21 protein-coding genes are annotated in these 25,890 nt (G+C 64.8%); 13 read left to right on the top strand and 8 right to left on the bottom strand.

From position 1 onward, the window contains the following. Positions 1 to 48: 48 nt before the first annotated feature. The 6 genes from LK12_RS05090 (at position 49) to LK12_RS05065 (ending at position 12,173) form a co-directional block, all read left to right on the top strand. Positions 49 to 1,290: a TIGR04063 family PEP-CTERM/XrtA system glycosyltransferase gene (locus tag LK12_RS05090; protein WP_039280481.1), complete on the top strand. Its 1,242-nt coding sequence runs from the start codon at positions 49 to 51 to the stop codon at positions 1,288 to 1,290. 45 nt (positions 1,291 to 1,335) lie between these two features. Then, complete coding sequence (locus LK12_RS05085; RefSeq protein ID WP_156135408.1) at positions 1,336 to 3,375, top strand: hypothetical protein; 2,040 nt, start codon at positions 1,336 to 1,338, stop codon at positions 3,373 to 3,375. Between the two features lie 264 nt (positions 3,376 to 3,639). Beyond that, entirely contained in the window at positions 3,640 to 8,280 is a 4,641-nt protein-coding gene (gltB, locus tag LK12_RS05080; protein WP_039280477.1) for a glutamate synthase large subunit, read from the top strand. Between the two features lie 19 nt (positions 8,281 to 8,299). Then, positions 8,300 to 9,733 carry a glutamate synthase subunit beta gene (locus LK12_RS05075; RefSeq protein ID WP_039280475.1) on the top strand — a complete coding sequence of 478 codons (1,434 nt, stop codon included), beginning with the start codon at positions 8,300 to 8,302 and terminating at the stop codon, positions 9,731 to 9,733. Positions 9,734 to 9,951: 218 nt separating this feature from the next. Beyond that, positions 9,952 to 11,751 (top strand): methyl-accepting chemotaxis protein, encoded by a 1,800-nt coding sequence (locus tag LK12_RS05070; RefSeq protein ID WP_052223191.1) that lies wholly within the window; start codon positions 9,952 to 9,954, stop codon positions 11,749 to 11,751. 113 nt (positions 11,752 to 11,864) lie between these two features. Then, on the top strand, positions 11,865 to 12,173 hold the full coding sequence (locus tag LK12_RS05065) for an antibiotic biosynthesis monooxygenase family protein (protein ID WP_039280473.1): 309 nt from the start codon (positions 11,865 to 11,867) through the stop codon (positions 12,171 to 12,173). Between the two features lie 5 nt (positions 12,174 to 12,178). Here LK12_RS05065 and ung read toward each other — a convergent pair whose 3' ends face one another. After that, entirely contained in the window at positions 12,179 to 12,868 is a 690-nt protein-coding gene (ung, locus tag LK12_RS05060; RefSeq protein ID WP_039280471.1) for a uracil-DNA glycosylase, read from the bottom strand. 71 nt (positions 12,869 to 12,939) lie between these two features. Here ung and LK12_RS05055 point away from each other — a divergent pair, with 71 nt between their 5' ends. The 3 genes from LK12_RS05055 to LK12_RS05045 are packed head-to-tail and all read left to right on the top strand — an operon-like array spanning position 12,940 to position 14,756. Next, a complete protein-coding gene (locus tag LK12_RS05055) occupies positions 12,940 to 13,563 on the top strand; it encodes a ribonuclease D (protein ID WP_039280469.1) in 624 nt (207 codons plus the stop codon). 33 nt (positions 13,564 to 13,596) lie between these two features. Beyond that, the gene (gene lptC, locus LK12_RS05050; RefSeq protein ID WP_039280466.1) at positions 13,597 to 14,244 is read left to right on the top strand and encodes an LPS export ABC transporter periplasmic protein LptC; all 648 of its coding nucleotides are present in this window, start codon (positions 13,597 to 13,599) and stop codon (positions 14,242 to 14,244) included. Next, positions 14,241 to 14,756: an LptA/OstA family protein gene (locus tag LK12_RS05045; protein ID WP_039280465.1), complete on the top strand. Its 516-nt coding sequence runs from the start codon at positions 14,241 to 14,243 to the stop codon at positions 14,754 to 14,756. The genes lptC and LK12_RS05045 overlap by 4 nt, the downstream gene beginning before the upstream one ends. A 42-nt stretch (positions 14,757 to 14,798) precedes the next feature. On the opposite strand, the gene LK12_RS05040 is transcribed toward LK12_RS05045, so the two are convergent. From LK12_RS05040 to LK12_RS05020, 5 genes are all read right to left on the bottom strand, one after another. Further along, on the bottom strand, positions 14,799 to 16,199 hold the full coding sequence (locus tag LK12_RS05040; protein WP_039280463.1) for an exopolysaccharide biosynthesis polyprenyl glycosylphosphotransferase: 1,401 nt from the start codon (positions 16,197 to 16,199) through the stop codon (positions 14,799 to 14,801). Positions 16,200 to 16,333: 134 nt separating this feature from the next. Then, positions 16,334 to 17,389 carry a DNA polymerase III subunit delta gene (gene holA / locus LK12_RS05035; protein ID WP_039280462.1) on the bottom strand — a complete coding sequence of 352 codons (1,056 nt, stop codon included), beginning with the start codon at positions 17,387 to 17,389 and terminating at the stop codon, positions 16,334 to 16,336. Positions 17,390 to 17,407: 18 nt separating this feature from the next. Then, on the bottom strand, positions 17,408 to 17,905 hold the full coding sequence (lptE, locus tag LK12_RS05030) for an LPS assembly lipoprotein LptE (protein WP_039280460.1): 498 nt from the start codon (positions 17,903 to 17,905) through the stop codon (positions 17,408 to 17,410). Further along, on the bottom strand, positions 17,902 to 20,418 hold the full coding sequence (gene leuS, locus LK12_RS05025; protein ID WP_039280459.1) for a leucine--tRNA ligase: 2,517 nt from the start codon (positions 20,416 to 20,418) through the stop codon (positions 17,902 to 17,904). Before leuS ends, lptE begins: the two co-directional genes overlap by 4 nt. 57 nt (positions 20,419 to 20,475) lie before the next feature. Beyond that, positions 20,476 to 20,940, bottom strand: coding sequence for a DUF3576 domain-containing protein (locus tag LK12_RS05020; RefSeq protein WP_039280458.1), 465 nt, complete (start codon positions 20,938 to 20,940; stop codon positions 20,476 to 20,478). Positions 20,941 to 21,264: 324 nt separating this feature from the next. Between LK12_RS05020 and LK12_RS05015 the strand changes: the two genes are divergently transcribed. From LK12_RS05015 to LK12_RS05005, 3 genes are all read left to right on the top strand, one after another. Then, positions 21,265 to 21,984: a hypothetical protein gene (locus LK12_RS05015; protein WP_231568250.1), complete on the top strand. Its 720-nt coding sequence runs from the start codon at positions 21,265 to 21,267 to the stop codon at positions 21,982 to 21,984. Positions 21,985 to 22,121: 137 nt separating this feature from the next. Continuing rightward, a complete protein-coding gene (gene phbB / locus LK12_RS05010) occupies positions 22,122 to 22,844 on the top strand; it encodes an acetoacetyl-CoA reductase (protein ID WP_039280456.1) in 723 nt (240 codons plus the stop codon). A gap of 136 nt (positions 22,845 to 22,980) precedes the next feature. Further along, positions 22,981 to 23,208, top strand: a complete 228-nt coding sequence (locus LK12_RS05005; RefSeq protein WP_039281446.1) for a ribbon-helix-helix domain-containing protein — start codon at positions 22,981 to 22,983, stop codon at positions 23,206 to 23,208. Positions 23,209 to 23,274: 66 nt separating this feature from the next. Here LK12_RS05005 and LK12_RS05000 read toward each other — a convergent pair whose 3' ends face one another. Next, the gene (locus LK12_RS05000; RefSeq protein WP_039280455.1) at positions 23,275 to 23,490 is read right to left on the bottom strand and encodes a hypothetical protein; all 216 of its coding nucleotides are present in this window, start codon (positions 23,488 to 23,490) and stop codon (positions 23,275 to 23,277) included. A gap of 68 nt (positions 23,491 to 23,558) precedes the next feature. Beyond that, the gene (gene murA / locus LK12_RS04995; protein WP_039280454.1) at positions 23,559 to 24,842 is read right to left on the bottom strand and encodes a UDP-N-acetylglucosamine 1-carboxyvinyltransferase; all 1,284 of its coding nucleotides are present in this window, start codon (positions 24,840 to 24,842) and stop codon (positions 23,559 to 23,561) included. Positions 24,843 to 24,995: 153 nt separating this feature from the next. Between murA and LK12_RS04990 the strand changes: the two genes are divergently transcribed. After that, entirely contained in the window at positions 24,996 to 25,877 is an 882-nt protein-coding gene (locus LK12_RS04990; protein ID WP_039280452.1) for a UTP--glucose-1-phosphate uridylyltransferase, read from the top strand. The last annotated feature ends 13 nt before the right edge of the window (positions 25,878 to 25,890 follow it).

The following is a 25,890-nucleotide window of genomic DNA, read 5'->3' as shown; positions in this document are numbered from 1 at the left end:
CACGGGGTTGACGCGGCGTTAAGCCTTGCTGGCTACACCTTCGCAATCATGACCCGCATCCTGCACATTCTCGACCACTCGCTGCCGATGCACAGTGGATACACGTTTCGCACGCGTGCCATCCTCAAGGCGCAACAGGCCCTGGGATTCGAGGTTAGGGGCGTGACCGGCCTGCGTCATACTGCCGGTGGCCCGTGCGTGGAGGAAGCCGACGGCCTCCGGTTCCATCGCACCGAAGGGTCGGTGAGCGGGCCACCGGGATGGCGCGAATGGCGCGAGATCGGCCGGTTCGCACAAGGCATCGAAAGCGTCGTGCGCGACTGGCGGCCCGACATCCTGCATGCGCATTCGCCCGCGCTTTGCGGCCAGGCCGCCTTGCGTGTGGCGCGCCGGCACGGCTTGCCGCTGGTCTATGAGATCCGCGCTTTCTGGGAAGATGCCGCCGTCGGCAACGGCACCGGCAGCGAAGGCTCCTTGCGCTATCGCCTGACGCGCGCTCTGGAGAGCCGCGTCGTGCAAAGGGCCGATGCCGTGGTCACCATCTGCGAGGGACTGCGCCGGGACCTGGTCGATCGCGGCACGCCGGAAAGCAAGATCACCGTCATGCCCAACGGCGTCGACCTGTCACTTTTCGGGTCGCCGCCAGACCGCGATGCGGCGCTGGCTCGCGACCTCGGCTTCGAGACCGGCGGCAAGTCCTGCCCGGTGATCGGCTTCATCGGCAGCTTCTACGACTACGAAGGCCTGGATGTCCTGATCGAGGCCATGCCCGCACTGGTGGCCCGTCATGCGGATGCGCGCCTGCTGCTGGTGGGCGGCGGCCCCCGGGAAGCTGCGCTGCGTGCCCAGGCCGAAAATTCCCCTGCCGCAGACGCGATTCGCTTCGTCGGTCGGGTCCCGCACCACGAAGTAGAACGCTATTACGCTCTGTGCGACGTGATGGCCTATCCCCGCAAGCGCAGCCGGTTGACCGACCTCGTCACACCGCTCAAGCCGCTCGAGGCCATGGCCCAGGGCAAGCTCGTGGCGGCGAGCGACGTCGGGGGGCACCGCGAACTGATCGCCGACGGCAAGACCGGGACGCTGTTTGCGCCGGACGACCCGGCCGCATGTGCCGCCGCCTTGGCCGGCCTGCTTGCCGACAGGGTTCATTGGAACAGCTATCGCACCGCCGGCCGCAACCACGTGGAAACGAGGCACGATTGGCGCACCAACGCCGGACGTTATCAAGACGTTTACCAAATGCTGTCACACATATCCCTTCCTCGAGGCATCGTTGCCGCCGCTTGAGCGCGCGGCGCAGGCCTCCCCGGTACAAGATGGGATGAAGACAGAGTGTCCGAGCAACACCGTAGCACGTCGGGCGGAAACCAGCCGATAACGCGGCACCCCCTCTTTCCCGCAATTGTCGCCCTCTGGTTCGGCGCCTTGTTCGGCCTTGCCAGCGTGGCCCTGCCCACGGCCATGATCGAACACGCCGTCGGCGCGCTAGGCATCGACCGCGTGATTCCGATGGCCGCTGCGCCGTTAGGCACGACGACGCGCATTCTCATCGCCCTGACCATGACCATTCTGGGTGGGCTGATCGGCGCGTTGGCAGGGCGCAGACTGGCCCGCAGCAAACCCGAGGTGCCCGAAAGGCGTCGCAGCATGACGCCGGTCGCGGCCGAGAACGAGACTGCGCGCGAACCGGAAAAATCGGCCCAACGGCGTCGACCTCTGGCCTGCGAACCTGGCGAGGAAGCGCAAGACGACGGTGAGCGAGCCCTCGTGCCCGGTCACGACACCCGCATCCTGAACATCGCCGAATTCGATCTCAACGGTTACGAAGAACCGGCGGAACCCATGCACGCACTGTCCATCGCGGTGGCTTCCACAAGCGCAACGCCGGCGGACGTCGAAGCTGTCGACGCAGCCGTGAACGGCCATCCGCAGGAGAGCGAGTCCATCGATGCGGCGGCGATTACCGTCGAAGACGATAGCCATACTCCTGATTCCGAGCCGATGGCAGAAGAGTCCCACGCGCCGTTTGCTGCGGAATGCGAATCCCCATCGGACGCCGGCGACGACACTCTTGTCGAATCCGCATTAGAAACACCGGCGCCGCGAGAGTATCCGCACGCCTCAGAAGGGCTCAGCAACAGCCTGTTCGAGAATTTCTCCCGCGGTATCGGCGATCGCAAGGAGGCGCAGGCGCCAACTGGCGACGGGGAGGGCGCTCCGCCCTTCGCAGCGCCCTCGGCGACACCTGCCGACGTGGCCGGACTGCCGCGCCTTGGCGGCGACAACGAGAACGAACCGCAGCGGGAAACCAACGGCGAAACCGCCGTCGCGGCCTTCGTCCCCGCAGAGCAAGCCCGCTCGGAAGCGGCATCGCCGGATGGGGCCGAAATTTCGGTCGAAACTACGTCTGAAGCGGACGACGACGACGCCCCGTGCCTGCATGCGAGCGGAAAAAACACGGCAGCCGAACGAATCGCATCGGCCGAACTGGACGAGCTTTCTCCGGTGGAGTTGCTCGAACGGCTTGGGCTTGCCATGGCCCAGCGACGCGAGCACGCCCGGCTTGCCGCCGCGGCCCCTGCGCCGGCTCCGATCCTTGCCGAAGTCGTCGAGAACGCCGTCATCGACGAACCGGAACCGGTCCTCGAGGCGGAGGAAAACACCTTCGAACCCGAAACGGCGGAGCCCCTGCCCTTTGCCGCGCCGCGAATCGATCCGGCTCCGGAAACGGCGAGCGATCCGCAGCCGCTGGAAGCGGAGACTGCCCAGGACGACGTCGAGCAGACCGAACCTCTCACCGAACCCGTGATGCCCCGCATTCCCGCGGCGTTGCGTCCGGTCGATCTCGGGGACTTTGCCGAGGACGAGGATCACGATTCGCTGCCCGGCTACATCCCGCCTCGACACATCGGCTTGGCGCCGTCCGGAAAAGGTGAAGAGAAGCCGGCATTCGCAGCGCCCGAAAACGCCTTCTCGCATGATGACGGCTTCGAGGACGACGAGGAATCCGAAGACGAGGAAAGCCGCGTGCTCGAGGAAGGGTACTCGTCCCTGCTCGATCTCTCGCGCCCGCTGGGCGGCCGTGAAAAGGCGCCGCAGCAGTTCGTACGGATCGATGAACCCGAAGACGAGGGCGATATCCAGCCGGTGGTGATCTTCCCGGGCGACGATCCGCGCGAGGCGCCTTTTGCCGTGCCGTTCCAAAAGGCAGCCGAGTCCCCCCCTCCTGCACAGGACCAACCGGCGGCAGGGCAGCCTGAGGTGCAGCAGCAACGCCCGTTCGATGCACCGGACAAGACGGATCCGGAGGAGACGGAAAAGGCCCTTCGCGCCGCTCTGGCCACGTTGCAACGCATGAGCGGCGCCGCCTGAAGGCAACCACCTGCGCAATTTGCTAGGGACACAGAACCCCGTCCGGTCGATCCGGGCGGGGTTTTGATAATAAAATGGCGAAATTTCCGTCGCCCGCGCGTTGATTCCTGCGCGCCGGGAGCGTTCGCGGTTGCAAAATGGACCGTCAAACGGCAAGGGGACCTTGGGGCCGCTTACGTCGCGTGGGAGACGCCGCACGATTCGTGCGCGTCGTTCAGCACGCCTGGTGTGCTCCGGTAAAAATGACAGGACGGAATATTATCGATGGGATTTCCTAAGCCCCAAGGCCTTTACGATGCGCGTAACGAACATGACTCCTGCGGTGTAGGCTTCGTCGCCCACATCAAAGGGCAGAAAAGCCATGCCATTATCACGCAGGCCCTGGAGATCCTGAAAAACATCGACCACCGCGGTGCGGTGGGCGCCGACCCGCTGCTGGGCGACGGTGCAGGCATCCTGACGCAGATTCCCGACCAGCTCTTCCGCAAGTGGGCGCAGGGCGCCAACGTCGATCTGCCGGCCGCCGGCGATTATGCGGTGGCCATGTGCTTCCTGCCGCAGGACAAGGCCGCACGCGATTTCGTGGTCGCCAAGTTCGAGAAGTTCATCGCCAAGGAAGGCCAGGTCCTTCTTGGCTGGCGCGATGTGCCGGTGACGCTCGACGGCCTCGGCAAGACCGTGATCGAATCGATGCCGGTCATCAGCCAGTGTTTCGTCGGCCGCGGCCCGACCTGCGCCGATCAGGACGCTTTCGAGCGCAAGCTGATGGCAATCCGCAAGCAGACGCAGAATCCGCTCGAGGCGCTGGCCGTGAAGCACGACCTGCCCGGCCTCACCGAACTCTACATGCCGAGCTTCTCCAGCCGCACGATCGTCTACAAGGGCCTGCTGCTGGCGACCCAGGTGGGCTCGTTCTACGACGATCTGCGCGACCCCGACTTCGTCTCGGCGCTCGGCCTCGTCCACCAGCGCTTCTCGACCAACACCTTCCCGAGCTGGAAGCTGGCGCACCCGTACCGCTTCATGGCGCACAACGGCGAGATCAACACCGTTCGCGGCAACGTGAACTGGATGAACGCGCGCCGCCGCACCATGGAAAGCGACCTGCTGGGCGCCGACCTCGACAAGATGTGGCCGCTGATCCCGCACGGCCAGTCGGACACCGCCTGCCTCGACAACGCCTTTGAACTGCTGCTCGCGGGCGGCTATTCGCTGTGCCACGCGATGATGATGCTCATCCCCGAGGCCTGGGCCGGCAATCCGCTGATGGATCCTAAGCGCCGCGCGTTCTACGAATACCACGCCGCGCTGATGGAGCCGTGGGACGGCCCCGCCGCCGTGGCCTTCACCGATGGCCGCCAGATCGGCGCCACGCTCGACCGCAACGGCCTGCGCCCCGCGCGCTTCCTCGTCACCGACGACGACCTGTGCGTCATGGCTTCCGAAAGCGGCGTGCTGCCGATCAAGGAAGACAACATCGTGCGCAAGTGGCGCCTCCAGCCCGGCAAGATGCTGCTGATCGACTTCGAGGAAGGCCGCATCATCGAGGACGAGGAGATCAAGGCCAAGCTCTCCGAGGAGGAGCCCTACCAGAAGTGGCTCGACCAGGCGCAGTACATGCTCAAAGACCTCGACGTGATCGAGGAAGAGCTCGATCCTCTGCCTGAGTCCGACACCACCCTGCTCGATCGCCAGCAGGCCTTCGGCTACACCCAGGAAGACACCTATCGCTTCCTCGAGCCGATGGCGATGAATGCCGACGATCCGATCGGGTCGATGGGCACCGACACGCCGATCCCGGTGCTGTCGAACAAGCCGCGCCTGCTCTACGACTATTTCAAGCAGAACTTCGCGCAGGTCACCAACCCGCCGATCGACCCGATCCGCGAGGAACTGGTGATGAGCCTGGTCTCGATGATCGGACCGCGCCCGAACCTGCTCGGCCATGACGCCGGCACCCACAAGCGTCTGGAAGTCAGCCAGCCGATCCTCACCGACAAGGGTCTGGCCAAGATCCGCTCGGTCGAAGCCGCGCTCGACGGCGCCTTCCGCACCGAGACGATCGACATGACCTGGGACGCCGAGAGTGGCGCCGAGGGTCTGGAAATGGCGATCAAGGAAATGTGCTGGGCCGCCACCGAAGCGATGCTGGCGGACAAGAACATCCTGATCCTGTCCGACCGCGCTCAGGGCCCGGATCGCATTCCGATGCCGGCCCTGCTGGCGACCGCAGCCGTGCACCACCACCTCGTGCGTCAGGGTCTGCGCATGCAGACCGGGCTTGTCGTCGAGACCGGCGAAGCGCGCGAAGTCCATCACTTCTGCGCACTGGCAGGCTATGGCGCCGAAGCCATCAACCCCTACCTCGCGTTCGAGACGATCGAGGAAATCCGCGTTCGCAAGAACATGCCGATCTCGGCCGAGGACGCGGCGAAGAACTACGTGAAGGCAGTGGGCAAGGGCATCCGCAAGGTCATGTCCAAGATGGGCATCTCGACCTACCAGTCCTACTGCGGCGCGCAGATCTTCGACGCGGTCGGTCTGTCGAGCAGCTTCGTCGAGACGTATTTCACCGGGACAGCCACCACCATCGAGGGCGCCGGGCTGCAGGAAATCGCGGAAGAGACCGTGCGCCGCCACGCCGCGGCCTATGGCGACAACCCGATCTACGCCAACATGCTCGATGTCGGCGGCATCTACGGCTCGCGCGTGCGTGGCGAAGAGCACGCCTGGACGAGCGAGAACATCGGCAACCTCCAGCACGCCGTACGCGGCAACGTGCCCGAGAAGTACAAGGCCTTCGCCGAGACCATCAACAACCAGTCGGAGCGCATGCTCACGATCCGCGGGCTGATGGAATTCGTGCCGGCCGAAACGCCGATTTCGATCGACGAGGTCGAACCCGCGAGCGAGATCGTCAAGCGCTTCGCCACCGGCGCGATGAGCTACGGCTCGATCAGCTGGGAAGCGCACACCACGCTGGCGCTCGCCATGAACCGCATCGGCGGCAAGTCGAACACCGGTGAAGGCGGCGAGGATCCCAAGCGCTTCAAGCCGCTGGACAACGGCGACACCATGCGCTCGTCGATCAAGCAGGTCGCCTCGGGCCGCTTCGGCGTGACCACCGAGTACCTCGTCAATGCCGACGACATCCAGATCAAGATGGCGCAGGGCGCGAAGCCCGGCGAGGGCGGCCAGCTGCCCGGGCACAAGGTCGACAAGATTATCGGCAAGACCCGGCACTCGACTCCCGGGGTCGGCCTGATCTCGCCGCCGCCGCACCACGACATCTACTCGATCGAGGACCTCGCGCAGCTCATTCACGATCTCAAGAACGTGAACCCGACCTCGCGCGTCTCGGTCAAGCTGGTGTCCGAAGTGGGCGTCGGCACGGTTGCCGCGGGCGTTTCCAAGGCCCGCGCGGACCACGTGACGATCTCCGGCTACGAAGGCGGCACCGGCGCTTCGCCGCTGACATCGCTCACCCACGCCGGCTCGCCATGGGAAATCGGCCTTGCCGAAACCCAGCAGACGCTGCTGCTCAACAATCTGCGCAGCCGTATCGCAGTGCAGGCCGACGGCGGCCTGCGCACGGGCCGTGACGTGGCCGTCGCCGCGCTGCTCGGTGCCGACGAGTTCGGCTTCGCAACCGCACCGCTGATCGCCGCGGGCTGCATCATGATGCGCAAGTGCCACCTCAACACCTGCCCGGTCGGCGTCGCCACCCAGGACCCGGTCCTGCGCGCGCGCTTCACCGGCCAGCCCGAGCACGTGATCAACTACTTCTTCTTCGTCGCCGAAGAACTGCGCGCGATCATGGCCGAGCTGGGCTTCCGCACGGTTGCCGAAATGGTCGGCCGCGTCGACAGGCTCAACATGAAGAAGGCGATCGCGCACTGGAAGGCCAAGGGCGTCGATCTCTCGCGCATCCTCTACCAGGCCCCGCAGGGTGACAGCCCCTCGCTCAACTGGAGCGAGACGCAGGACCACGGGCTCGAGAACGCACTCGACAACGAGTTGATCGCGGCCTCCGCGGACGCGCTCGAAAAGGGCGAGGCCGTGCGCATCGAGAAGCCGATCATCAACGTCAACCGCACGGTCGGCGCGATGCTCTCGGGCGAAGTCGCCAAGCGTTACGGCCATGAGGGTCTGCCCGACAACACCATCCACGTGAAGCTGACCGGCGTGGCCGGCCAGAGCTTCGGCGCCTGGCTCGCCCACGGCGTCACGCTCGACCTGACCGGCGATGCCAACGACTACGTCGGCAAGGGCCTGTCGGGCGGCCGCGTGATCGTGCGCCAGCCCGACCACGTGAACCGCGACCCGCTGACCAACATCATCGTCGGCAACACCGTGCTCTACGGCGCGATCTCCGGCGAGGCGTACTTCAACGGCGTCGGCGGCGAGCGTTTCGCCGTTCGCAACTCCGGCGCCATCGCGGTCGTCGAGGGCTGCGGCGACCACGGCTGCGAATACATGACCGGCGGTGTGGTGATGGTGCTGGGCAAGACGGGCCGCAACTTCGCGGCGGGCATGTCGGGCGGTATCGCCTACGTGTTCGACGAGGACGGCGAATTCGACAAGCTGTGCAACCACGCCATGGTCGACCTTATCCGGATCGCGCCCGAACCGGACGAGGACGAGGGCCTCGGCCGGCCGCAACAGCGCACCAGCAGCGTCAACGACCTGGGCATGGGCGACATGCTGCGGCACGATGCCGAACGTATCCGCGTCCTGCTTGAACGCCACCACCTGCACACCGGCTCCAGGCGGGCCCGTGCCCTGCTCGACGACTGGGACAACACCGTCACGAAGTTCGTCAAGGTGATGCCGCGCGACTACGCGAAGGCGCTCAAGCAACTCGAAGCCGAGCGGCTCGAAGCCGCTACCGTGGCTGCAGAATAAGATCGGGAATCAAGACACGATGGGCAAGGAAACCGGCTTCCTCGAACTCGACCGCAAGGACCGCACTTATGGTCCGGTCGATGACCGACTGAAGAACTACAAGGAATTCGTCGTTCCGCTTTCGGCGGAGGCGCTCAAGGACCAGGCATCGCGTTGCATGAACTGCGGCGTGCCCCACTGCCATACGGGCTGCCCGGTCAACAACATCATCCCGGACTGGAACCACCTGGTCTACGAGGACGATTACCGCAACGCGCTCGAAGTCCTGCACTCGACCAACAACTTCCCCGAGTTCACCGGCCGCATCTGCCCCGCCCCGTGCGAGGCAGCCTGCACGCTGAACATCATCGACCAGCCGGTGACGATCAAGTCGATCGAATGCGCGATCGTCGACAAGGGTTGGCAGGAAGGCTGGATCACGCCGCGGATTCCGGCGCAGAAGACGGGCAAGTCCGTCGCCGTCGTGGGCTCGGGCCCGGCTGGCCTCGCCTGCGCGCAGCAACTCGCCCGCGCCGGCCATTCGGTGACGGTGTTCGAGAAGAACGACCGGGTCGGCGGACTGATGCGCTACGGCATTCCCGACTTCAAGATGGAGAAGCACCTCATCAACCGCCGCGCGGCGCAGATGGAAGCCGAAGGCGTGGTGTTCAAGACATCGGTCGAAGTCGGCGTTTCCGTTTCGGTGAACTCGCTGAAGGAAAACTACGACGCCATCGTCTTTTCCGGCGGTGCGGAAGATGCCCGTCGTCTCGACATTCCCGGCGCCGAGCTGCCGGGCGTGCGCCTGGCGATGGAATTCCTCATGCAGCAGAACAAGCGCAACGCGGGCGACGATGAAATGCGCGCCGCCCCGCGCGGCACGCTGACTGCGACCGGCAAGCACGTCATCGTGATCGGCGGCGGCGACACCGGCTCGGACTGCGTGGGCACCTCGAACCGCCAGGGTGCCGCCTCGGTGACCCAGCTCGAGATCATGCCCAAGCCGCCCGAGCACGAGAACAAGGCCATGAGCTGGCCGTTCTGGCCGCTCAAGCTGCGCACGTCCTCCAGCCACGAGGAAGGCTGCGATCGCGACTGGGCCGTACTGACCAAGCGCGTCGTCGGCGACAACGACGTCAAGGGCCTCGAATGCGTGCGCGTCGAGTGGAAGGACGGCAAGATGCACGAGGTGCCGGGGAGCGAATTCACGCTTCAGGCCGACCTCATCCTCCTCGCCATGGGCTTTCTCGGTCCGCGCAAGGCCGGCATGCTCGACCAGTCGGGCGTCGACCTCGATGCGCGCGGCAACGTCAAGGCCGATACCGACAAGTACCAGACCAGCGACGAGAAGATCTGGGCCTGCGGCGACATGCGCCGTGGCCAGTCGCTGGTGGTCTGGGCCATCCGCGAAGGCCGCCAGTGCGCCCGCTCTGTCGACGAGGCCCTGATGGGCGCCAGCAAACTGCCGCGCTGACAACTGCACATATCGGTTAAAAGGCTGCAACAATAGGGCGGCGGGCGAAGATCCCGCCGCCCTATTTTTTGTTGTTTTTCAACATCCTCCGCGACACCTTGGCACACTCGGCCTTCCCCCTCAGGGTTTCCCTGTAGTCCTTTGCCCAAGCTGCCTTCACCATCGCCGGGGCACTTCGTCCGCGCATCAGGCATCATCCCCACAGGACAGCGACGGACATGATTAAACAGCAAACCCGGATCGGAAGCCGGATCCTCACCGCCCTTGTAGTGCTGGCCATGCTGGCGACTGCCTTCGTCATCTATGAAATCCGTTTCGGCGGCCCCATCCAACGCAAGCATTCGCTCAACGACGAAATGCTCGCGGATATCCTGCCGCCGCCTGCCTTCGTGGTGGAGCCCTATCTCGAAGCGTCCCTGGCAGCCGCCAACCCCGAATCAGGCCCCGACGACCTGCGGCGAATCCGCGACATCCAGGCCGAGTTCAACGAGCGCAGGGCCTATTGGGCCAAGGCGCCGGTACCGGCAGAGATGCGCCGCCAACTGGACGCGACCATCTCGGTGGCCCAGCAGTTCTTCGATGCCGTCGACAAGCATCTCGAACCAGCAATCGAAAGCGGTGAGCGCAGGCAGATCGACCTTGTCCTCAATCGGCATCTCACCCCGATCTTCCAGCGACAGCGCAAGGAGGTGATGAAGCTCGTCGCGATGTCCCGAGCCTTCAATCAGCGGGAAATGGCGAGCGACAATCTCATGGTCGCGGCCTATCTTTCCTTTGCCGCCATCGTCGCCGTGATCGTCATCGGCGCGGTACAGGCGGGGTCTTCCTTCATCCGCCGCCGGATCGTCGACCCGCTCGACGAGACCAGTCGCACCATCGACAGCCTCGCTGCAGGGAACTTCCAGGTCACTGTCCGTGGTCTCGACCGCAAGGACGAATTCGGCGCGACGGCAAGGGCCATGGACGTGTTCCGCAATGCGGGATTGGCTCGCGAGAAGGCGCGCAAGGAGCAGGAGCAGGTTGTCGAAGTGCTTTCGGTCGGGCTCGACAAACTGGCATCGAAGGACCTGGAATTCCGGATCGACGAGGAATTTGCCGAGGGATACGATGCCCTGCGCCGCAACTACAATGCCGCGCTCGATGCCTTCGCCAAGGCCATGGGCTCGGTCCGGGTGGGCACGTCCAGCGTGATGAATTCCATCTCGGAAATTCGCGCGGCGTCGGACGATCTGGCCCTGCGCAATCAGCAACAGGCAGCAAGCCTCGAAGAAACCGCAGCCGCCATGCGGCAGGTCACCGTGCGCGTGAACGAATCCGCGGCAAGCACCAGTGTCGCCCAGGAAACGATCACGCAGGCGCAGCAGCACGCCAGCGAAGGCGGCGATGTCGTGCGCCATGCGATCGACGCGATGGCTGCCATCGAAAATTCCGCGCGCGAAATTGCCTCCATCATCGACATGATCGATGGCATCGCGTTCCAGACCAACCTGCTTGCCCTCAATGCCGGAGTGGAAGCGGCACGGGCGGGTGATGCCGGAAAGGGGTTCGCCGTGGTGGCGAACGAAGTGCGCGAGCTGGCCCAGCGCTCGGCCGATGCTGCACAGGACATCAAGGACTTGATCACCAAGAGCGCGGACCAGGTCAGCACGGGTGTGGCGCTGGTGGGGCAGACCGGCGAAAAATTCGGCGACATCGTGGGGCGCGTCGACAACCTGCATGGCCTGATCACGACCATGGCCGAATCGGCGCGAGCACAGGCCGGCGATCTGCAGCAGGTGGGCAATGCGGTGAACGACATGGACCGGATGACGCAGCAGAACGCAGCAATGGTCGAACAGACGACCGCTGCGACTCGCAGTCTCGAAGCCGAGGCGGCGGCGCTCACGAAGATGATGGCCACGTTCCGCACCCGCATGCGGCGCGACCGGCCGGACATAGCTGGGGACGCCGGGCGGCTGCGCCGCACCACCATCGTCGATGACACTGTCGCTGCACCGCAGATCACGAAGGCAGCCTGACGCGGGTCGCTGCGGCGCCTGCACCGCGCCGCTGCGATCTTGGCACCAACGCGCTTGACCCCGTTGGCGCCGCCCGCGACACGTTTCGTTCTGCAAAGGGAGACGGACACGACATGTTGCTTGAAATTGCCGAAATCGAAGTACGTCCGGGCGCCGAGGATCAGTTCGCGGCCGCCATGCGCGAAACCGGCATTCCGCATCTGGCTGCCTGCGAAGGGGTCGTCTCGGTCCGCTTCGGCCGCGGCGTGGAAAATCCTTCGAAGTTCACCTTCAACGTGGTGTGGACCTCGATGGAGGCGCATACGGCCGCCCGGGATCTTGAAGACTTCGGCAAGTTCCGCATGGCCTTCGGCGATCTCACGAGCGGCGGCGCCATGAGCCATTACGTGATGGACGAGGCCGTGGCTGGCGCCTCGGCCTGATCGCCTTACCAGTCGATCGGCTCGCGCCCGTGCGCCTCGAGGAATGCATTGGCACGGCTGAAGTGCCGGCAGCCGAAGAAACCCGCGTGCGCCGAAAGGGGACTGGGGTGCGGCGCCGTCAAAACCAGATGATGGCCGCTCTCGAGACCGGGCACCCGCTCGGCCTTCTTGCGCGCATGGCTGCCCCATAGCAGGAAGACACAAGGATCCTGCTTGGCGGCCACGGCGGCCACGGCCGCATCGGTTATCGCCTCCCAGCCGCGCTTTTGGTGGGATCCGGCCTGCCCTTCCTGCACGGTCAGCGAATTGTTGAGCAGCAGGACGCCCTGCCTGGCCCAGTGCTCGAGGTTGCCGTGCGGCGGAATGGTCACGTCGCAATCGCTGGCCAGTTCCTTGTAGATGTTCGCCAGCGAGGGGGGCACCTTCACGCCTTCGGGCACGGAGAACGCCAAACCGTGCGCCTGCCCAGGCCCGTGGTAGGGATCCTGACCCAGGATCACGACCTTGACGGCGTCGAGCGGAGTCAGCTCGAAAGCCCGCAGACGGCTCCCGCGCGGCGGATAGATGCGTTTGCCCGCCGCTTCCTCGGCCTTGAGCCAGCCACCGAGCCGGCGCGCTTCGGGCGCGGACAGGACACCATCGAGAGCCGGCTGCCAGCTTGGCGGTACGGCCTGTGCGCTACCTGTTGCAGTCATGCCCTCAAGCCTCCTGAAAATCCCCGCCCCCATTGCGAAACACTGGGCCATTCCCTAAGCATTTTCGCACCATGGCTGTCCATCTCCACGAAGAAGATCTCCCCGAAGGCGTCCTTGCGCCGGGGCCCGTTGCCGTCGACACAGAGACGATGGGGCTGATTACCCCACGCGATCGCCTATGCGTGGTCCAGATTTCGGATGGCCAGGGCGACGAACACCTCGTGCGCTTCGCGCCCGGAAGCGCTTACGACGCACCCAACCTCAAGGCGGTCCTGGCCGATCCCGCACGGCTCAAGCTCTATCATTTCGCGCGGTTCGACCTTGCCGCTATCGAGCACTACATGGGCGTGATGGCCGCGCCGGTTTTTTGCACCAAGATCGCCAGCAAGCTGGTACGCACCTATACCGACCGCCACGGCCTCAAGGACCTGGTCCGCGAACTGCTCGGCAAGGATGTCTCCAAGCAGCAGCAGTCCAGTGACTGGGGCGCGCCAGAACTTACGGATCCACAGAAGGACTATGCGGCTTCGGACGTGCGCTATCTGCACGCCATGCACGAAATCCTGATCCAGCGCCTTGCGCGTGAAAACCGCACCGAGATCGCACAGGCCTGCTTCGATTTCCTTCCGGCGCGCGCCCGGCTTGACCTTGCCGGCTGGCCGGATCACGACATCTTCAGCCACGAAGCGGCCTGAACCCCGCGCCGTTCAACCGGAGCCTGATCGACCATGTCGGTGGAAGCCATCAAGATCCGCAACCGTCGCCGGCATTTCGCCGCGCCGGGTGGTTCGCATGATCGGCTGATCGCTTTTCTGGCCAAGGCGCTGCCGGCGCTGATCGGACTTGTCGCGGCGGTGATGATTCTGGTGCCGCTCTCTCCACGCGGCGAAATCAGTTTTCTGCTCGATCGCAACAAGGTCGCTGTCACGACGGAGCGGCTCAAGGTGCAGGACGCAACCTATCTGGGCCAGGACAAGAACGGGCGCGACTTCCGGGTTACCGCAGGCACGGCCGTACAGAAGTCCGCGGCCACGCCCATCGTGGAAATGCTCGATCTTGCCGCGCTTATGGAATTGCAGGATGGTCCGGCGCGCGTGGAAGCGCCCCGCGGAGCCTACAACTACGACACCGAGAAGATCGACATTTCCGGTCCCGTCGCGTTTTCGGCGCCGGACGGCTATCGCATGACGACGCGCAATGTCGCGGTGGACCTCAAGCAGAAGGTCGCCGTGGGATCGGGGGGCGTCGAAGGAGCGGTTCCGACCGGCACGTTCCGCGCCAATTCGATGAAGGCGGATCTCGAGAACCGGACCGTAACCCTGGAAGGCAATGCCCGGCTGCAGATGACGCCCGGCAAGATGAGGATTCCCAAATGACGCGTCGTCGCCTGCGCCCTCTGCCGGTTCGTGCAAGTCTGGCCGCCGCCCTGATCGCGACGACCGCCTTCGGCGTGCCGCAACTGGCTGCACAGGTCTTTCCCGGCCACGACACGAGCGCGCCCGTGAACTACGCTGCCGATCGCATCGAACTGCAGGACAAGCAGAACCGGGTGGTCCTGTCCGGCAGTGTCGACGTGCGTCAAGGCGATCTGCGCCTGCAGGCCGCGCGAACCGTTGTCAATTTTACCGATGCGGGATCTCTTCAAATACAGCGCATTACCGCCAGCGGCGGCGTCGTGGTCGCACGCGGCAACGAACGCGCGACGGGCGACGTTGCCGTCTACGACTTCAACAAGAAGATCATCACGATGTCCGGCAACGCCACGCTCAAGCGCGGCAATGGCGATACGCTGCGCGGCGGCCGCTTTGTCATCGACCTCAAGAGCGGCGTTTCCTCGGCATCTGGCGGACGCGTTTCGGGCACATTCACCGTCCCCAAGCAGAACTGAGACCCCTCTGCCGGCCGGTCGCAGCGGCAGGCAATGAAATGATCAGAATGCGCGGTCGTGGACGAGAACGCGCAGCGTCAGGAATATGATCTTGATATCGCGCATGATCGTCCAGCCCTCGAGATATTCGAGGTCGGACTGAAGACGGTTGACCAGGTCGGATTCGTGGTCCGTGGCACCGCGATAGCCCCGGATCTGGGCAAGGCCGCTCAGCCCGGGCTTGAGGCAGTGCCGCTGCCAGTAGCGGTGGTCCACTTCCCAGAACAGCTTCTCGCCCGCCAGCGAGCCTGTGGCGTGCGGGCGTGGACCGACGAGGCTCATGTCGCCCAGCAATACATTGAAGAGCTGCGGCAATTCGTCGATACTGGTACGGCGGATGAACCTGCCGACCCGGGTAATACGCTTGTCGTCCTTCGACGCCGACTGGTTGCCGTCACTGTCACATTGCGACTGCGTCATGGACCGAAACTTGTACATGTTGAAGAAGCGGTTCCCCCGCCCCATGCGCCGCTGCATGAAGAATACCGGACCACCGTCCTGCAGCTTGATCGCCAGGGCGACGAAGATCAGCAACGGCGACAGGGCGACGATCGCCGCGCCGGCAAAGGCAAGATCGAACAGGCGCTTGATCGCACGGTCGCGCATTCCCAGCGGTCCGGCCGAGACGAGCAGCAGGCCGTGATTGCCGACGACGCGAGCCCCTTGCGCACCGAGGCGTGCGACTTCGTCGTCGAGCACCTCGCCATCGACATTGGCGCCCTTGAGCATCATCGCCCAATCGACACGCCGCCCGGCAGGACAACTCACGATCACGCGATCGATATTGCGCATGACCAGGCCCAGCCGGTCGAGAGCGTTGGGGTCCTTCAAGTCAGGCCGCAAGTCCATCGCGGCAGCCGAAATCCGGATCGCGCCGCGCAATTTCACCTGCGGACCGCCATCGTCGATGATCAGTTCATTGGTGACGCTGTTCCCACACCGCCAGGTCACGAAGCTGCGCAATTGCAGGCGAGTCCATCCCATCGCCAGCATTGCCGCCAAGGCCCCGCCGTTGAACACGGAGCGGGAGAAGTCGGTGTCCGGCTTGATGAGGAACTGCACGAAGATGACGACCGCCATGGCAATGACAATTGCCAGCATGGCGCGGAATATCCCGGTCCACGCTTCGCGCAGCGCATGGATCGAATAGGCGCCATTGTACAGGCCGAGCGTCACGAAGATCGGCAGGATGAGCTGCACATGGACCAGTGAATCCCCCACCCCTTCCCAGGCGGCGAAAATGTACCCGATGACACAAAAGCCGATAACCAGCGAAATGACGTCGCCGACAAGAAGGGCAAGATAGCACTGCAGACGGCGCCTTTCGCGCGAGGGCGCAACCAGAAGATCGTCGACGCCTGACGTGTCCGCAACTACTGGACGCACGGCAACCGGCGCGTTCATCTGTTGAATACTCCCTGTCCTCATTGTCGTGGCCGCTAACCCTCCAGCCTCGACTACTGCCACCAATTCAATGGTTGATCGCAATAGTTCTTGTCACGCAACTACCGACCAAGCAACTGTGAAAAGATTGAAACTCAGATTGCCTTGTGCATTGGCTGATTGGGCCTGGCACCCGCTGTCCGGGCAATCGTCAACAACCCTTCCGCCAGAAACAAATCGCTGTCCTGACTATTGGCCATAAGGGACTGGTGCAAGGCAACAAGTCTTGCGACGAGGCGTTCCAGCCGCGGGCCACGCCAAGTCTTGAGCTGGACAGCGAGCGCCGGCTGGTCCTTCCAGAAGATGCGCCGGGCGCCGGCCTCGGCCTTGAGGAAACCCGAAACATCGGGATTCCGCCCAAGCCTGGCGTTGAGAGCGGCAAGCTGGGCCACGCGGCGTTCGAACGCAAGCAAAAGGCCGACCGGATTGAGGCCAAGTTCCCGCATCCGCTTGAGTTCGGGACCGATGGCGTCGCGCTGGCCGCCGAGAACGGCATCGACCAGGGGAGCAAAGCCGTCATCCTCGGTCCGCGCGCCCACGGCGTCCAGATCAGCCGGCGATACAGGCCGCGGCGTTTCCGCTGTCGCGTCGAGATAAAGCGCGAGCTTGGTCACCTCGGAGCGAGCAATGCGGGTGTCCAGGCCCGAGGCGCGCGCAATGCGCTCGGCAATCTCGCTGCCGAGCTTGAGCCCCGCGGCATTGGCCATCGTGCGGACCGAAGCGGTGACCGAGCCGAGGTCCGGCGGATAGAACATGGCGACAAGGCCATCGGGCCGGTTGGCAAGCAGCTTGGCCGTACGCGACTTGTCGGTGGCGCCGGTGGCGACAATGAGGACGGGGCAGGCTTCCACTGCGTTTTCGAGCAGGACGGCAACTGCGTCATGCGCCTCGTCCCCCTGCGCGCGTACCCAGATATGGCGCGTGCCGCCGAAAAGGGAATTGGAACGGGCCTCGTCACCGAGCCTGACCGGGTCCTTGCGCAGGTCCGACCCCGCCATTTCCACCCGCTCGCCCGGATCGGGCAACATCGAGACGATCCGGGCAGCGGCGTCGGTTGCCCCGGCTTCATCGGGTCCGCAGAAGAAGAAGACCCGGGCCTCCCTGGCGGCACGGGCCGCGAGCCCGCCGAAGTCCTTCTGCGTCGCCTTCACGAAACCCCGGTCATCGGCTCATTGCGCCGTGTCGCCGCGCAGGCGCAGGGCGATGCTGGTAACGATGCGGCTGGCGACATCCTTGGAAAGGTTCTCCAGCGCGGTCTGCTCGGCCGCAATGGTCGCATAGTCGGACGAGACGACGTCGATGCCGGCATCCGATCCGGCGGTTGCATCGAGCACGACGTCGCCGCTCGAGAGGTCGACGAGCTGGTAACGGGCACGCAGGGTCCGCCGTTCGCGGCCAATGGTATCATCCGACAGGAGCGCGAAGCCTTCGAGATTGTCGTCGAGGCGGACGTCGAGCCGGTAGCGCGGCGACGCCCCGCTGCCATTCGTACCAAGCTGGTCGACAAGGGCATTGCGCACCAGCCAGCCGGCGCGTCCCTCGATAGCGGAAACCTGAACGTCGGAAAGTCCGCGCGCAACAGCGCCGTTCCCGCCTCCTGCATACATCGGGCGCAGGCCGCAGCCGGCCAGCGCCAAGGCAGCGGCAAGGGCGATCACTACTCTCACGCGACGAGGTTCACCAGACGGTCGGGCACGACGATCACCTTGCGGATTTCTGCTCCATCGAGGGCACGCTGCACCTTCTCGCTGGCGAGGGCAAGCGCCTCCAGCTCTTCCCTGGCCGTGCCCTTGGCGACGGTCAGGGTATCGCGCAGCTTGCCTTTCACCTGCACGGCGATGGTCACTTCGTCCTCGACGAGCAGCGCCGGATCGACTTCCGGCCAAGCGGCATCGGCAACGAGGCCCTCGCCGAAGGTTGCATAGGCCTCTTCGGCGAGGTGCGGCATCATCGGCGCGATCAGCAGCAACAGGGTGCGGATCGCGGCGGAACGGCTGGCGGAAGGCTTGGCCTTCTCGACCGCGCCGGTCAGCTCGTAGATGCGCGCGACAGCCTTGTTGAAGCCGAGCAATTCGATGTCTTCGGCAACGGCGGCGACGGTCTGGTGTGTCTTGCGGTCGATGGCCTTGTCTTCGCCTTCAGCCGTTGCGTCGTGCTGCCCGAACAGACGCCACAGGCGCTGGACGAAGCGCGCACAGCCTTCGATACCCGCTTCGGACCAGGGCAGGTCGCGCTCGGGCGGGCTGTCGGAAAGCATGAACCAGCGGATCGCGTCGGCGCCGTAGGTCGCGACGATCTCGTCGGGATCGACCACGTTCTTCTTCGACTTGGACATCTTGATGACCTTGCCGACCGTGACCGGCTGGCCATCCTCTTTCAGCGTCGCGCCATCGGCGGTCCGCTCGATTTCCGAAGGGCCGAAGTAGATCTCGCGCCCGTCTGCCTTGCGCGAATAGACCTCGTGCGTGACCATGCCCTGTGTGAACAGGCTGGCGAACGGCTCCTTCACATCGATCTTGCCGATGTGGGCCAACGCGCGGGTCCAGAACCGGGCGTAGAGCAGATGCAGGATCGCATGCTCGATACCGCCGATATACTGCTCGACCGGCAGCCACTGCGCAATCTGCGCCGGATCGAACGGCCGATCCTCGGGCTGGCTGGCGAAGCGCAGGAAATACCAAGAACTGTCGACGAAGGTGTCGAGCGTGTCGGTCTCGCGACGGGCGGCCTTGCCGCATTGCGGGCAGTCGACATGCTTCCAGGTCGGATGGCGCACCAGCGGATTGCCGGGGGTCGCGAAATCGACGTCCTCGGGCAGCGTCACCGGAAGCTGCTTCTTGGGCACCGGCACGACGCCGCAGACTTCGCAGTGGATGAACGGGATCGGCGTGCCCCAGTAACGCTGGCGCGAAACGCCCCAGTCGCGCAGGCGCCAGACCGTCTTGCCCTCGCCCCAGCCTTCGCTTTCGGCGCGGGCGATCACGGCGGCCTTGGCCTCTTCCACGCTCATGCCATTGAGGAAGTCCGAATGCACACACACGCCGTCGCCCGCTTCCGCCTCGCCTTCGAAGGGCTTGTCGGCGTCGTCGGCACTGGCCGCGACAACGCGCAGGATCGGCAGCTTGTACTTCGTGGCGAACTCGAAGTCGCGCTGGTCGTGACCCGGCACGGCCATGACCGCACCGGTGCCGTATTCCATCAGCACGAAATTGGCGATGTACACGGGCAGTTCGGCGCCCGTGAACGGGTGCCGCACCTTGAAACCGGTATCGAAACCAAGCTTCTCCGCGGTCTCCAGTTCGGCCGCGGTGGTACCGCCACGCTTGCACTCCTCGATGAAGGCCTGCGCGTCGGCCGAGTTCGCCGCAACCTGCTGCGCCACCGGATGTTCGGCGGCAACGGCAACGAAGCTGGCACCGAAGATCGTGTCCGGGCGGGTCGAATAGACTTCGATTTCCGAATCGAAGTTGGCCGGCTTGAAGCGGAACTGCAGGCCCTGGCTCTTGCCGATCCAGTTTTCCTGCATGGTCCGGACCTTTTCCGGCCACTTGTCGAGCGAGCCCAGACCTTCGAGCAGTTCATCGGCGAAGTCGGTGATCTTGAGGAACCACTGGTTGAGCTTGCGCTTCTCCACCAGCGCGCCCGAGCGCCAGCCGCGCCCGTCGATCACCTGTTCGTTGGCGAGCACGGTCTGGTCGACCGGGTCCCAGTTGACCGCCGATTCCTTGCGGTAGACGAGACCGCCTTCGTAAAGATCGAGGAACAGCGCCTGCTCGTGACCGTAGTATTCCGGCTCACAGGTCGCGAGTTCCCGGCTCCAGTCGAGCGCGAAGCCGAGGCGCTTCAACTGCGCCTTCATGTTGGCGATGTTCTCGCGCGTCCAGCCGCCGGGGTGCACGCCCTTTTCCATGGCGGCGTTCTCGGCCGGCATGCCGAAGGCGTCCCAGCCCATCGGATGCAGGACCTCGAAGCCCTTCATGCGCTTGTAGCGCGCCAGCACGTCGCCCATCGTGTAGTTGCGCACGTGGCCGATGTGGATACGCCCCGAAGGATAGGGGAACATCTCAAGGACGTAGCTGCGCGGCTTTGCGCTCGCATCGTCCGCCTTGAAGCATTGCGCATCGTCCCACGCAGCCTGCCAGCGCGTGTCCGCCTGAGCCGGATCGAACCGCTCACTCATGTCAGTCTAGTCTCCTGCGGGCCTTCGCGCCCGCCAAAAGGATCGCCCCGGCCGGAATCAGCCGCCCATCGAGTTGCGGCGCAGGTCGCGGGCGCGGGTAAGGATGATGTCCTCGAGCTTCTGCACGGTCGCGGCCTGAACCGGCGCCGGCGTCCAGCCACCGTTCTGCGCGACTTCACGCACGGCGGTGACCTTGAGTGCATCGGCCCGCAGGTCCTGATCGAGAATCAGCACCGAAACCTTGACCCGCTCGCTGGGATCCTTGGGGTTGGTGTACCAGTCGGTGACGATGACGCCGCCTGCACTGTCAGACTGGAGCAGTGGCATGAACGAAAGCGTATCGAGGCTGGCGCGCCACAGGTAGCTGTTCACGCCGATCGTCGTCACTTGCGAAGGCGCCATGACCGCGCCGGTCTGCTTCTTGCCGCCGCAGCCGGCCAGGGCGAGCGCCGCCGTGGCGCAGACGGCCGAGGTGACGAGCGCGCGCGCGGAGAAAAAGCCGGTATCGGTGCTGCCTGTCATTGTCGTTCCCAGTTCCTGATCTTTTCTGGCGGGAGCCGGAACCCGGCGCCTGCCTTCACTCGCCTCTATAACCGCCACTGCCGGGGCGGCAAGTGCGCGTTCCTCGGCCGTCCACCCTAAACCGCCGCTGAACACCGTGCCGCACGCCGCTGGATGCAAAGCCGCACTCCGCTCTCGCCCGCGCGATCAGGCTGTGTTAATGCATGACCATCATAATCAGGGCACGATCGTAGCGGTTCCCAATGGGCCGGCGCGGTCGGTTAACGTGACAGGCAACAGGGCTGGACGATGGTTTCGGAGCGCAGAATTGCGTCGAGAGGCGGCATGAAAGCCGGTGCAATGATTGCAGCCAGTGTCGGCGTGCTCGCTCTACCGAGCGCGGTGATGGCGTTTTCTTCGACCGTTGCCACTCTCTCCGGGCAGAGCGCCCCCATCGATTCGCTCGATCCCGAAGCCTCTCCCGAGAATCTCTCCCGCGTGATCGCGATGCGATCACTGGCTAAGGGAGAGCGCTTCCCCTTCACGCCCGCGGGCACCCCCAACCGCCCCGACCGGTCGGTGACGGTTGCCGTTCGCGTAGACCCGGAAGCGGCCAAGGCCATCATCGTGCACGGAACGCCAGAAGTCGCCAAGTCGACAAGCGAACCCGGCCGCCTGCGCATACCATCCACGGCATTCAACCTGGGCGTTTCGCGCGGCTATCAGAACTTCGCACAGGACCTTGTGCCGAAGACGGCGGACAAGCCTCTGGCCGAGGCACCTGAGCTCAAGAAATTCAGCCTGCAGCCGGGCGCGGAGGACATCGGCAACCCCCGGTTCAGCACCCGCCTTTCGATCGACGAGAAACGCGCCACCGGCCGTGCGCCACGCACCTTTGCCGGGGACTCGGGTGAGGTGGACCTGAGCGGCGCCTATCGCGTGACCGACAATCTCAACGTGACGGCCGGCGTTCGCTATTCCCAGGACCGCGAACGTCTCTTGCCGTTGACCGACGGCAGGCAGGACAGCCAGGCCGTCTACGTGGGCACCCAGTTCCGCTTCTGATTCGGGCAACGGGCCTTGCAAGAAATTCAAGCTCCGTGCGCCGAACAGCCTTCGAATAGCGCCAAAGCGGACTTGCCCAATTACTTGCCATTTCCTAGCACTGTCGTGGGTGGAGAGACACCAGCGAAAGGCTCGATATGGCGCGTGTTGCAATTGTTACGGGAGGGACGAGGGGAATTGGCGAAGCGATTTCGCTGGCCCTGAAAGACAGAGGTCATTCTGTCGTCGCAAATTACGCCGGCAATGACGAAAAGGCCAAGGCGTTTACGGCGGCAACCGGCATTCCCGCCTACAAGTGGGACGTCGGCGATCATGAGGCGACGCTGGAAGGCTGCGCCCGTGTGGCCGAGGAAGTCGGCCCGATCGACATCGTCGTGAACAATGCCGGCATTACGCGGGACGGCGTGCTCCACAAGATGAGTTTCGAGGACTGGAACGAGGTGATGCGAATCAACCTCGGCGGGTGCTTCAACATGGCCAAGGCCTGCTTCCCCGGCATGCGTGAGCGCAAGTGGGGCCGCGTGGTCAACATCGGTTCGATCAACGGCCAGGCCGGGCAGTACGGTCAGGTCAACTACGCCGCCGCAAAGTCCGGCATTCATGGTTTCACCAAGGCGCTGGCGCAGGAAGGCGCCAAGTTCGGGGTCACTGTGAACGCCATTGCGCCGGGGTATATCGACACCGACATGGTCGCCGCCGTGCCGGAACCGGTGCTGGAAAAGATCGTCGCCAAGATCCCGGTGGGGCGCCTGGGCCACGCCTACGAGATCGCGCGCGGCGTCGCTTTCCTGTGCTCGGAAAACGCCGCTTTCGTGACCGGCTCGACGATGAGCATCAACGGCGGCCAGCACATGTATTGATGGGGACACGACAGGGTCGCCGCAGGAATCGGTCGGTGTCCCTGTCCGCCCGTCGGCTATGGGTTCGTGCTTGTTCCGCGCGCCAGGCTGGCTGCGCGCGATGTTCAACCGCGATGCATCCCGCTACCCTGAAGTCATGAGCCCGCTCTATCACCCTCCGGTCAAGCGCTCGGTCGAGATCGCCGGGCACAAGACCTCGATCAGCCTGGAGCCGGTGTTCTGGGACCTGCTGAAAGCGGCGGCGGTGCAAGAGGGCCTGCCGCTCAACGCACTGGTAGCGCGAATCGATGCCGAACGGCTTGAGGCAGAGATCCCGCCCGGTCTCGCGGGCGCGATCCGGGTCTGGCTGGTGTCTCGCGCGTAAGCCGGGCACGACGAAGCGGGCGACTTCCTCGCAAGGTGCCGCCCGTCTCCACCGCAAGCCCGGCGATCAGTACGTGGCCGGCGGATCGCTCGCAGGGAAGCTTTCGTCGATAGCCTCGTCGGTCTTCGACCAGCGCTGCGGGGTGTCCTGCATGTTTTCGGGGCCGGCATCGCGCACACGCTGCCCATTGCCGGCGTGCGCCGCCTTCTCTTCCTTGTTGATTGCGTACTTGTAGAGCGCGTATCCGGCTGCGCCGGCGGCGGCCATCTTGATCAGGCCCATGTCGAAACTCCTCCAAACTCCATGATTGGGTTGCAGAAGAAAAACGCACGGGGCCCGATCAGGTTTCCTCAATCGCCGCCGACCCGTTCGACTTGCGCGCCAGCCAGGGCGAGTTTTTCCTCCAGCCGCTCGTAACCGCGGTCTAGGTGATAGAGGCGGTGGACCTGCGTCTGCCCTTCCGCAGCGAGACCCGCGATCACCAGGCTCATGGAGGCACGCAGGTCGGTGGCCATGACTTCGGCGCCGGTCAGTTTCTCGACGCCGTGGACAATCGCGGTTCGGCCCGAAGTCTCGATCCGCGCGCCCATGCGATTGAGTTCGGGCACGTGCATGTAGCGATTCTCGAAAATCGTCTCGTTGAGCACGCTGGTCCCGTCCGCCCGGCACAGCAGCGCCATCAGCTGCGCCTGCATGTCGGTGGCGAAGCCGGGATAGGGCGCAGTCGAGAGATTGACCGGGCGCAGCTTTCCGTCGGCGGCGACATGCAGTCCGCCGGGGCGCGGCTCCACGAGGACGCCGGCATCGCGCAACGCCTGCACCGTCGCTTCCATGTCCTCGATCTTGGCGCCCTTGAGCATGACCTCGCCGCCGGTGATGGCCGCGGCGCAGGCATAGGATCCGGCCTCGATCCGGTCCGGCATGACCATGTAGGTCGCCCCGTGCAGGCGCGGCACGCCGTGTATGGTGAGATCGGACGTGCCGATGCCCTCGATCTGCGCCCCCATCGCCACCAGCAGATTGCACAAGTCGACGATTTCCGGCTCGCGCGCGGCATTGTGCAGGGTCGATTTTCCGTTGGCGAGGACGGCCGCCATCAGCGCGTTCTCGGTCGCGCCGACGGAAACGACCGGAAACGAGAAACGCCCGCCCGGCAGGCCGCCGTCCGGGGCAATGGCCTTCACGTAACCCGCCGCCAGTTCGATCTGCGCGCCGAATGCCTCCAGCGCCTTGAGGTGCAGGTCGATGGGCCGGTTGCCGATGGCGCAGCCGCCGGGCAGGGAAACGGTCGCCTCGCCCATGCGCGCCAGCATCGGGCCGAGCACGAGGATCGAGGCGCGCATCTTGCGCACGAGATCGTAGGGCGCGACCGAACTGGTGATGCGCGTGGCCTGCAACGTCATCACGCGGCCGAAATCCTCGGGCCGGCTTCCCGCGATCATCGTGGAAACGCCGAACTGGTTCATCAGGTGCTGGAACCCGTCGATGTCCGCGAGGCGCGGGAGATTGCGCAGAGTCAGCGGTTCCTCCGTCAGCAGGGCACAGGGCAGCAGGGTGAGTGCTGCATTTTTTGCGCCCGACACGGGGATGGTGCCTGACAGACGTTTTCCGCCTTCGATAATGATCTTGTCCATCCGTTGCCATTTAGCGGCAAACGCGATGACGGCAACGGTTGAGCGAGCGAGGCGTTGTGATGACAGCATCCGTTAGATGGCCTGACCACTGTTGCACGCGGCTGCGCGAATCGCTTTATTTGCACTGCAACAAAGGGAGCTAATGACTACCCCATGAGTGACTCGAAATTCCGCAAGCCCGTCCGCAAAGCCGTGTTCCCGGTCGCGGGCCTGGGCACCCGCTTCCTCCCCGCCACCAAAGCGATCCCGAAGGAACTCCTGCCCGTCGTGGACCGCCCGCTGATCCAGTACGCGGTGGACGAAGCGCGTGAGGCCGGAATCGAGGAATTCGTGTTCGTTACCGGACGCGGCAAGACGGCGATCGTCGAACACTTCGATACCGCCTATGAGCTCGAGGCGACCATGAACGGGCGCGGCAAGTCCCTCGCCCCGCTCGATCCCACCCGGATCGAGCCGGGCAACCTCGTCACCGTGCGCCAGCAGGTGCCGATGGGCCTCGGACACGCCGTCTGGTGCGCCCGCGCAGTGACCGGCGACGAGCCCTTCGCCATCTTCCTGCCCGACGAACTCATGTACGGCTCGCCCGGCTGCATGGCGCAGATGGTCGAAGCCTACAACGAAGTCGGCGGAAACCTCGTCTCGGTACTCGAGGTCCCGATGGAGGACGTCTCCAGCTACGGTGTCATCGATCCGGGCGAGTGCAAGGGCAACCTGACCGAAGTCAGGGGACTGGTCGAAAAGCCCAAGGTCGCGGAGGCGCCGTCGAACAAGATCGTCTCGGGCCGCTACATCCTCCAGCCCGAGGTCATGGGCCTGCTCGCCAGCCAGGGAAAAGGCGCCGGCGGGGAAATCCAGCTCACCGATTCGATGGCCAAGCTGATCGGCCAGCAACCCTTCCACGCCGTCACCTTCAACGGCCGCCGCTTCGATTGCGGCTCCAAGGTCGGCTTCGTCGAGGCGACGCTGGCGCTGGCGCTCGATCGCGAGGACATGGGCGCCGAAGTGCGCGAAATGGCCAGGAAGATGCTGGGATGATTTCGGGGTCCGG

Origin of the sequence: Novosphingobium malaysiense (assembly GCF_000802225.1) — a bacterium.
Taxonomy (GTDB): Bacteria; Pseudomonadota; Alphaproteobacteria; order Sphingomonadales; family Sphingomonadaceae; genus Novosphingobium; species Novosphingobium malaysiense.
Note: the sequence above shows the minus strand (reverse complement) of the source record. Positions and strands in the feature narration are given on the sequence as shown.

What these genes read in the sequence shown, in the direction of transcription:
- LK12_RS05090 (WP_039280481.1), top strand. Translation starts at nt 49, where the DNA reads ATGACCCGCATCCTGCACATTCTCGACCACTCGCTGCCGATGCACAGT.
- gltB (WP_039280477.1), top strand. Translation starts at nt 3,640, where the DNA reads ATGGGATTTCCTAAGCCCCAAGGCCTTTACGATGCGCGTAACGAACAT.
- LK12_RS05075 (WP_039280475.1), top strand. Translation starts at nt 8,300, where the DNA reads ATGGGCAAGGAAACCGGCTTCCTCGAACTCGACCGCAAGGACCGCACT.
- LK12_RS05070 (WP_052223191.1), top strand. Translation starts at nt 9,952, where the DNA reads ATGATTAAACAGCAAACCCGGATCGGAAGCCGGATCCTCACCGCCCTT.
- LK12_RS05065 (WP_039280473.1), top strand. Translation starts at nt 11,865, where the DNA reads ATGTTGCTTGAAATTGCCGAAATCGAAGTACGTCCGGGCGCCGAGGAT.
- ung (WP_039280471.1), bottom strand. Translation starts at nt 12,868, where the DNA reads ATGACTGCAACAGGTAGCGCACAGGCCGTACCGCCAAGCTGGCAGCCG.
- LK12_RS05055 (WP_039280469.1), top strand. Translation starts at nt 12,940, where the DNA reads ATGGCTGTCCATCTCCACGAAGAAGATCTCCCCGAAGGCGTCCTTGCG.
- lptC (WP_039280466.1), top strand. Translation starts at nt 13,597, where the DNA reads ATGTCGGTGGAAGCCATCAAGATCCGCAACCGTCGCCGGCATTTCGCC.
- LK12_RS05045 (WP_039280465.1), top strand. Translation starts at nt 14,241, where the DNA reads ATGACGCGTCGTCGCCTGCGCCCTCTGCCGGTTCGTGCAAGTCTGGCC.
- LK12_RS05040 (WP_039280463.1), bottom strand. Translation starts at nt 16,199, where the DNA reads ATGAACGCGCCGGTTGCCGTGCGTCCAGTAGTTGCGGACACGTCAGGC.
- leuS (WP_039280459.1), bottom strand. Translation starts at nt 20,418, where the DNA reads ATGAGTGAGCGGTTCGATCCGGCTCAGGCGGACACGCGCTGGCAGGCT.
- LK12_RS05020 (WP_039280458.1), bottom strand. Translation starts at nt 20,940, where the DNA reads ATGACAGGCAGCACCGATACCGGCTTTTTCTCCGCGCGCGCGCTCGTC.
- LK12_RS05015 (WP_231568250.1), top strand. Translation starts at nt 21,265, where the DNA reads ATGAAAGCCGGTGCAATGATTGCAGCCAGTGTCGGCGTGCTCGCTCTA.
- phbB (WP_039280456.1), top strand. Translation starts at nt 22,122, where the DNA reads ATGGCGCGTGTTGCAATTGTTACGGGAGGGACGAGGGGAATTGGCGAA.
- LK12_RS05005 (WP_039281446.1), top strand. Translation starts at nt 22,981, where the DNA reads ATGAGCCCGCTCTATCACCCTCCGGTCAAGCGCTCGGTCGAGATCGCC.
- LK12_RS05000 (WP_039280455.1), bottom strand. Translation starts at nt 23,490, where the DNA reads ATGGGCCTGATCAAGATGGCCGCCGCCGGCGCAGCCGGATACGCGCTC.
- murA (WP_039280454.1), bottom strand. Translation starts at nt 24,842, where the DNA reads ATGGACAAGATCATTATCGAAGGCGGAAAACGTCTGTCAGGCACCATC.
- LK12_RS04990 (WP_039280452.1), top strand. Translation starts at nt 24,996, where the DNA reads ATGAGTGACTCGAAATTCCGCAAGCCCGTCCGCAAAGCCGTGTTCCCG.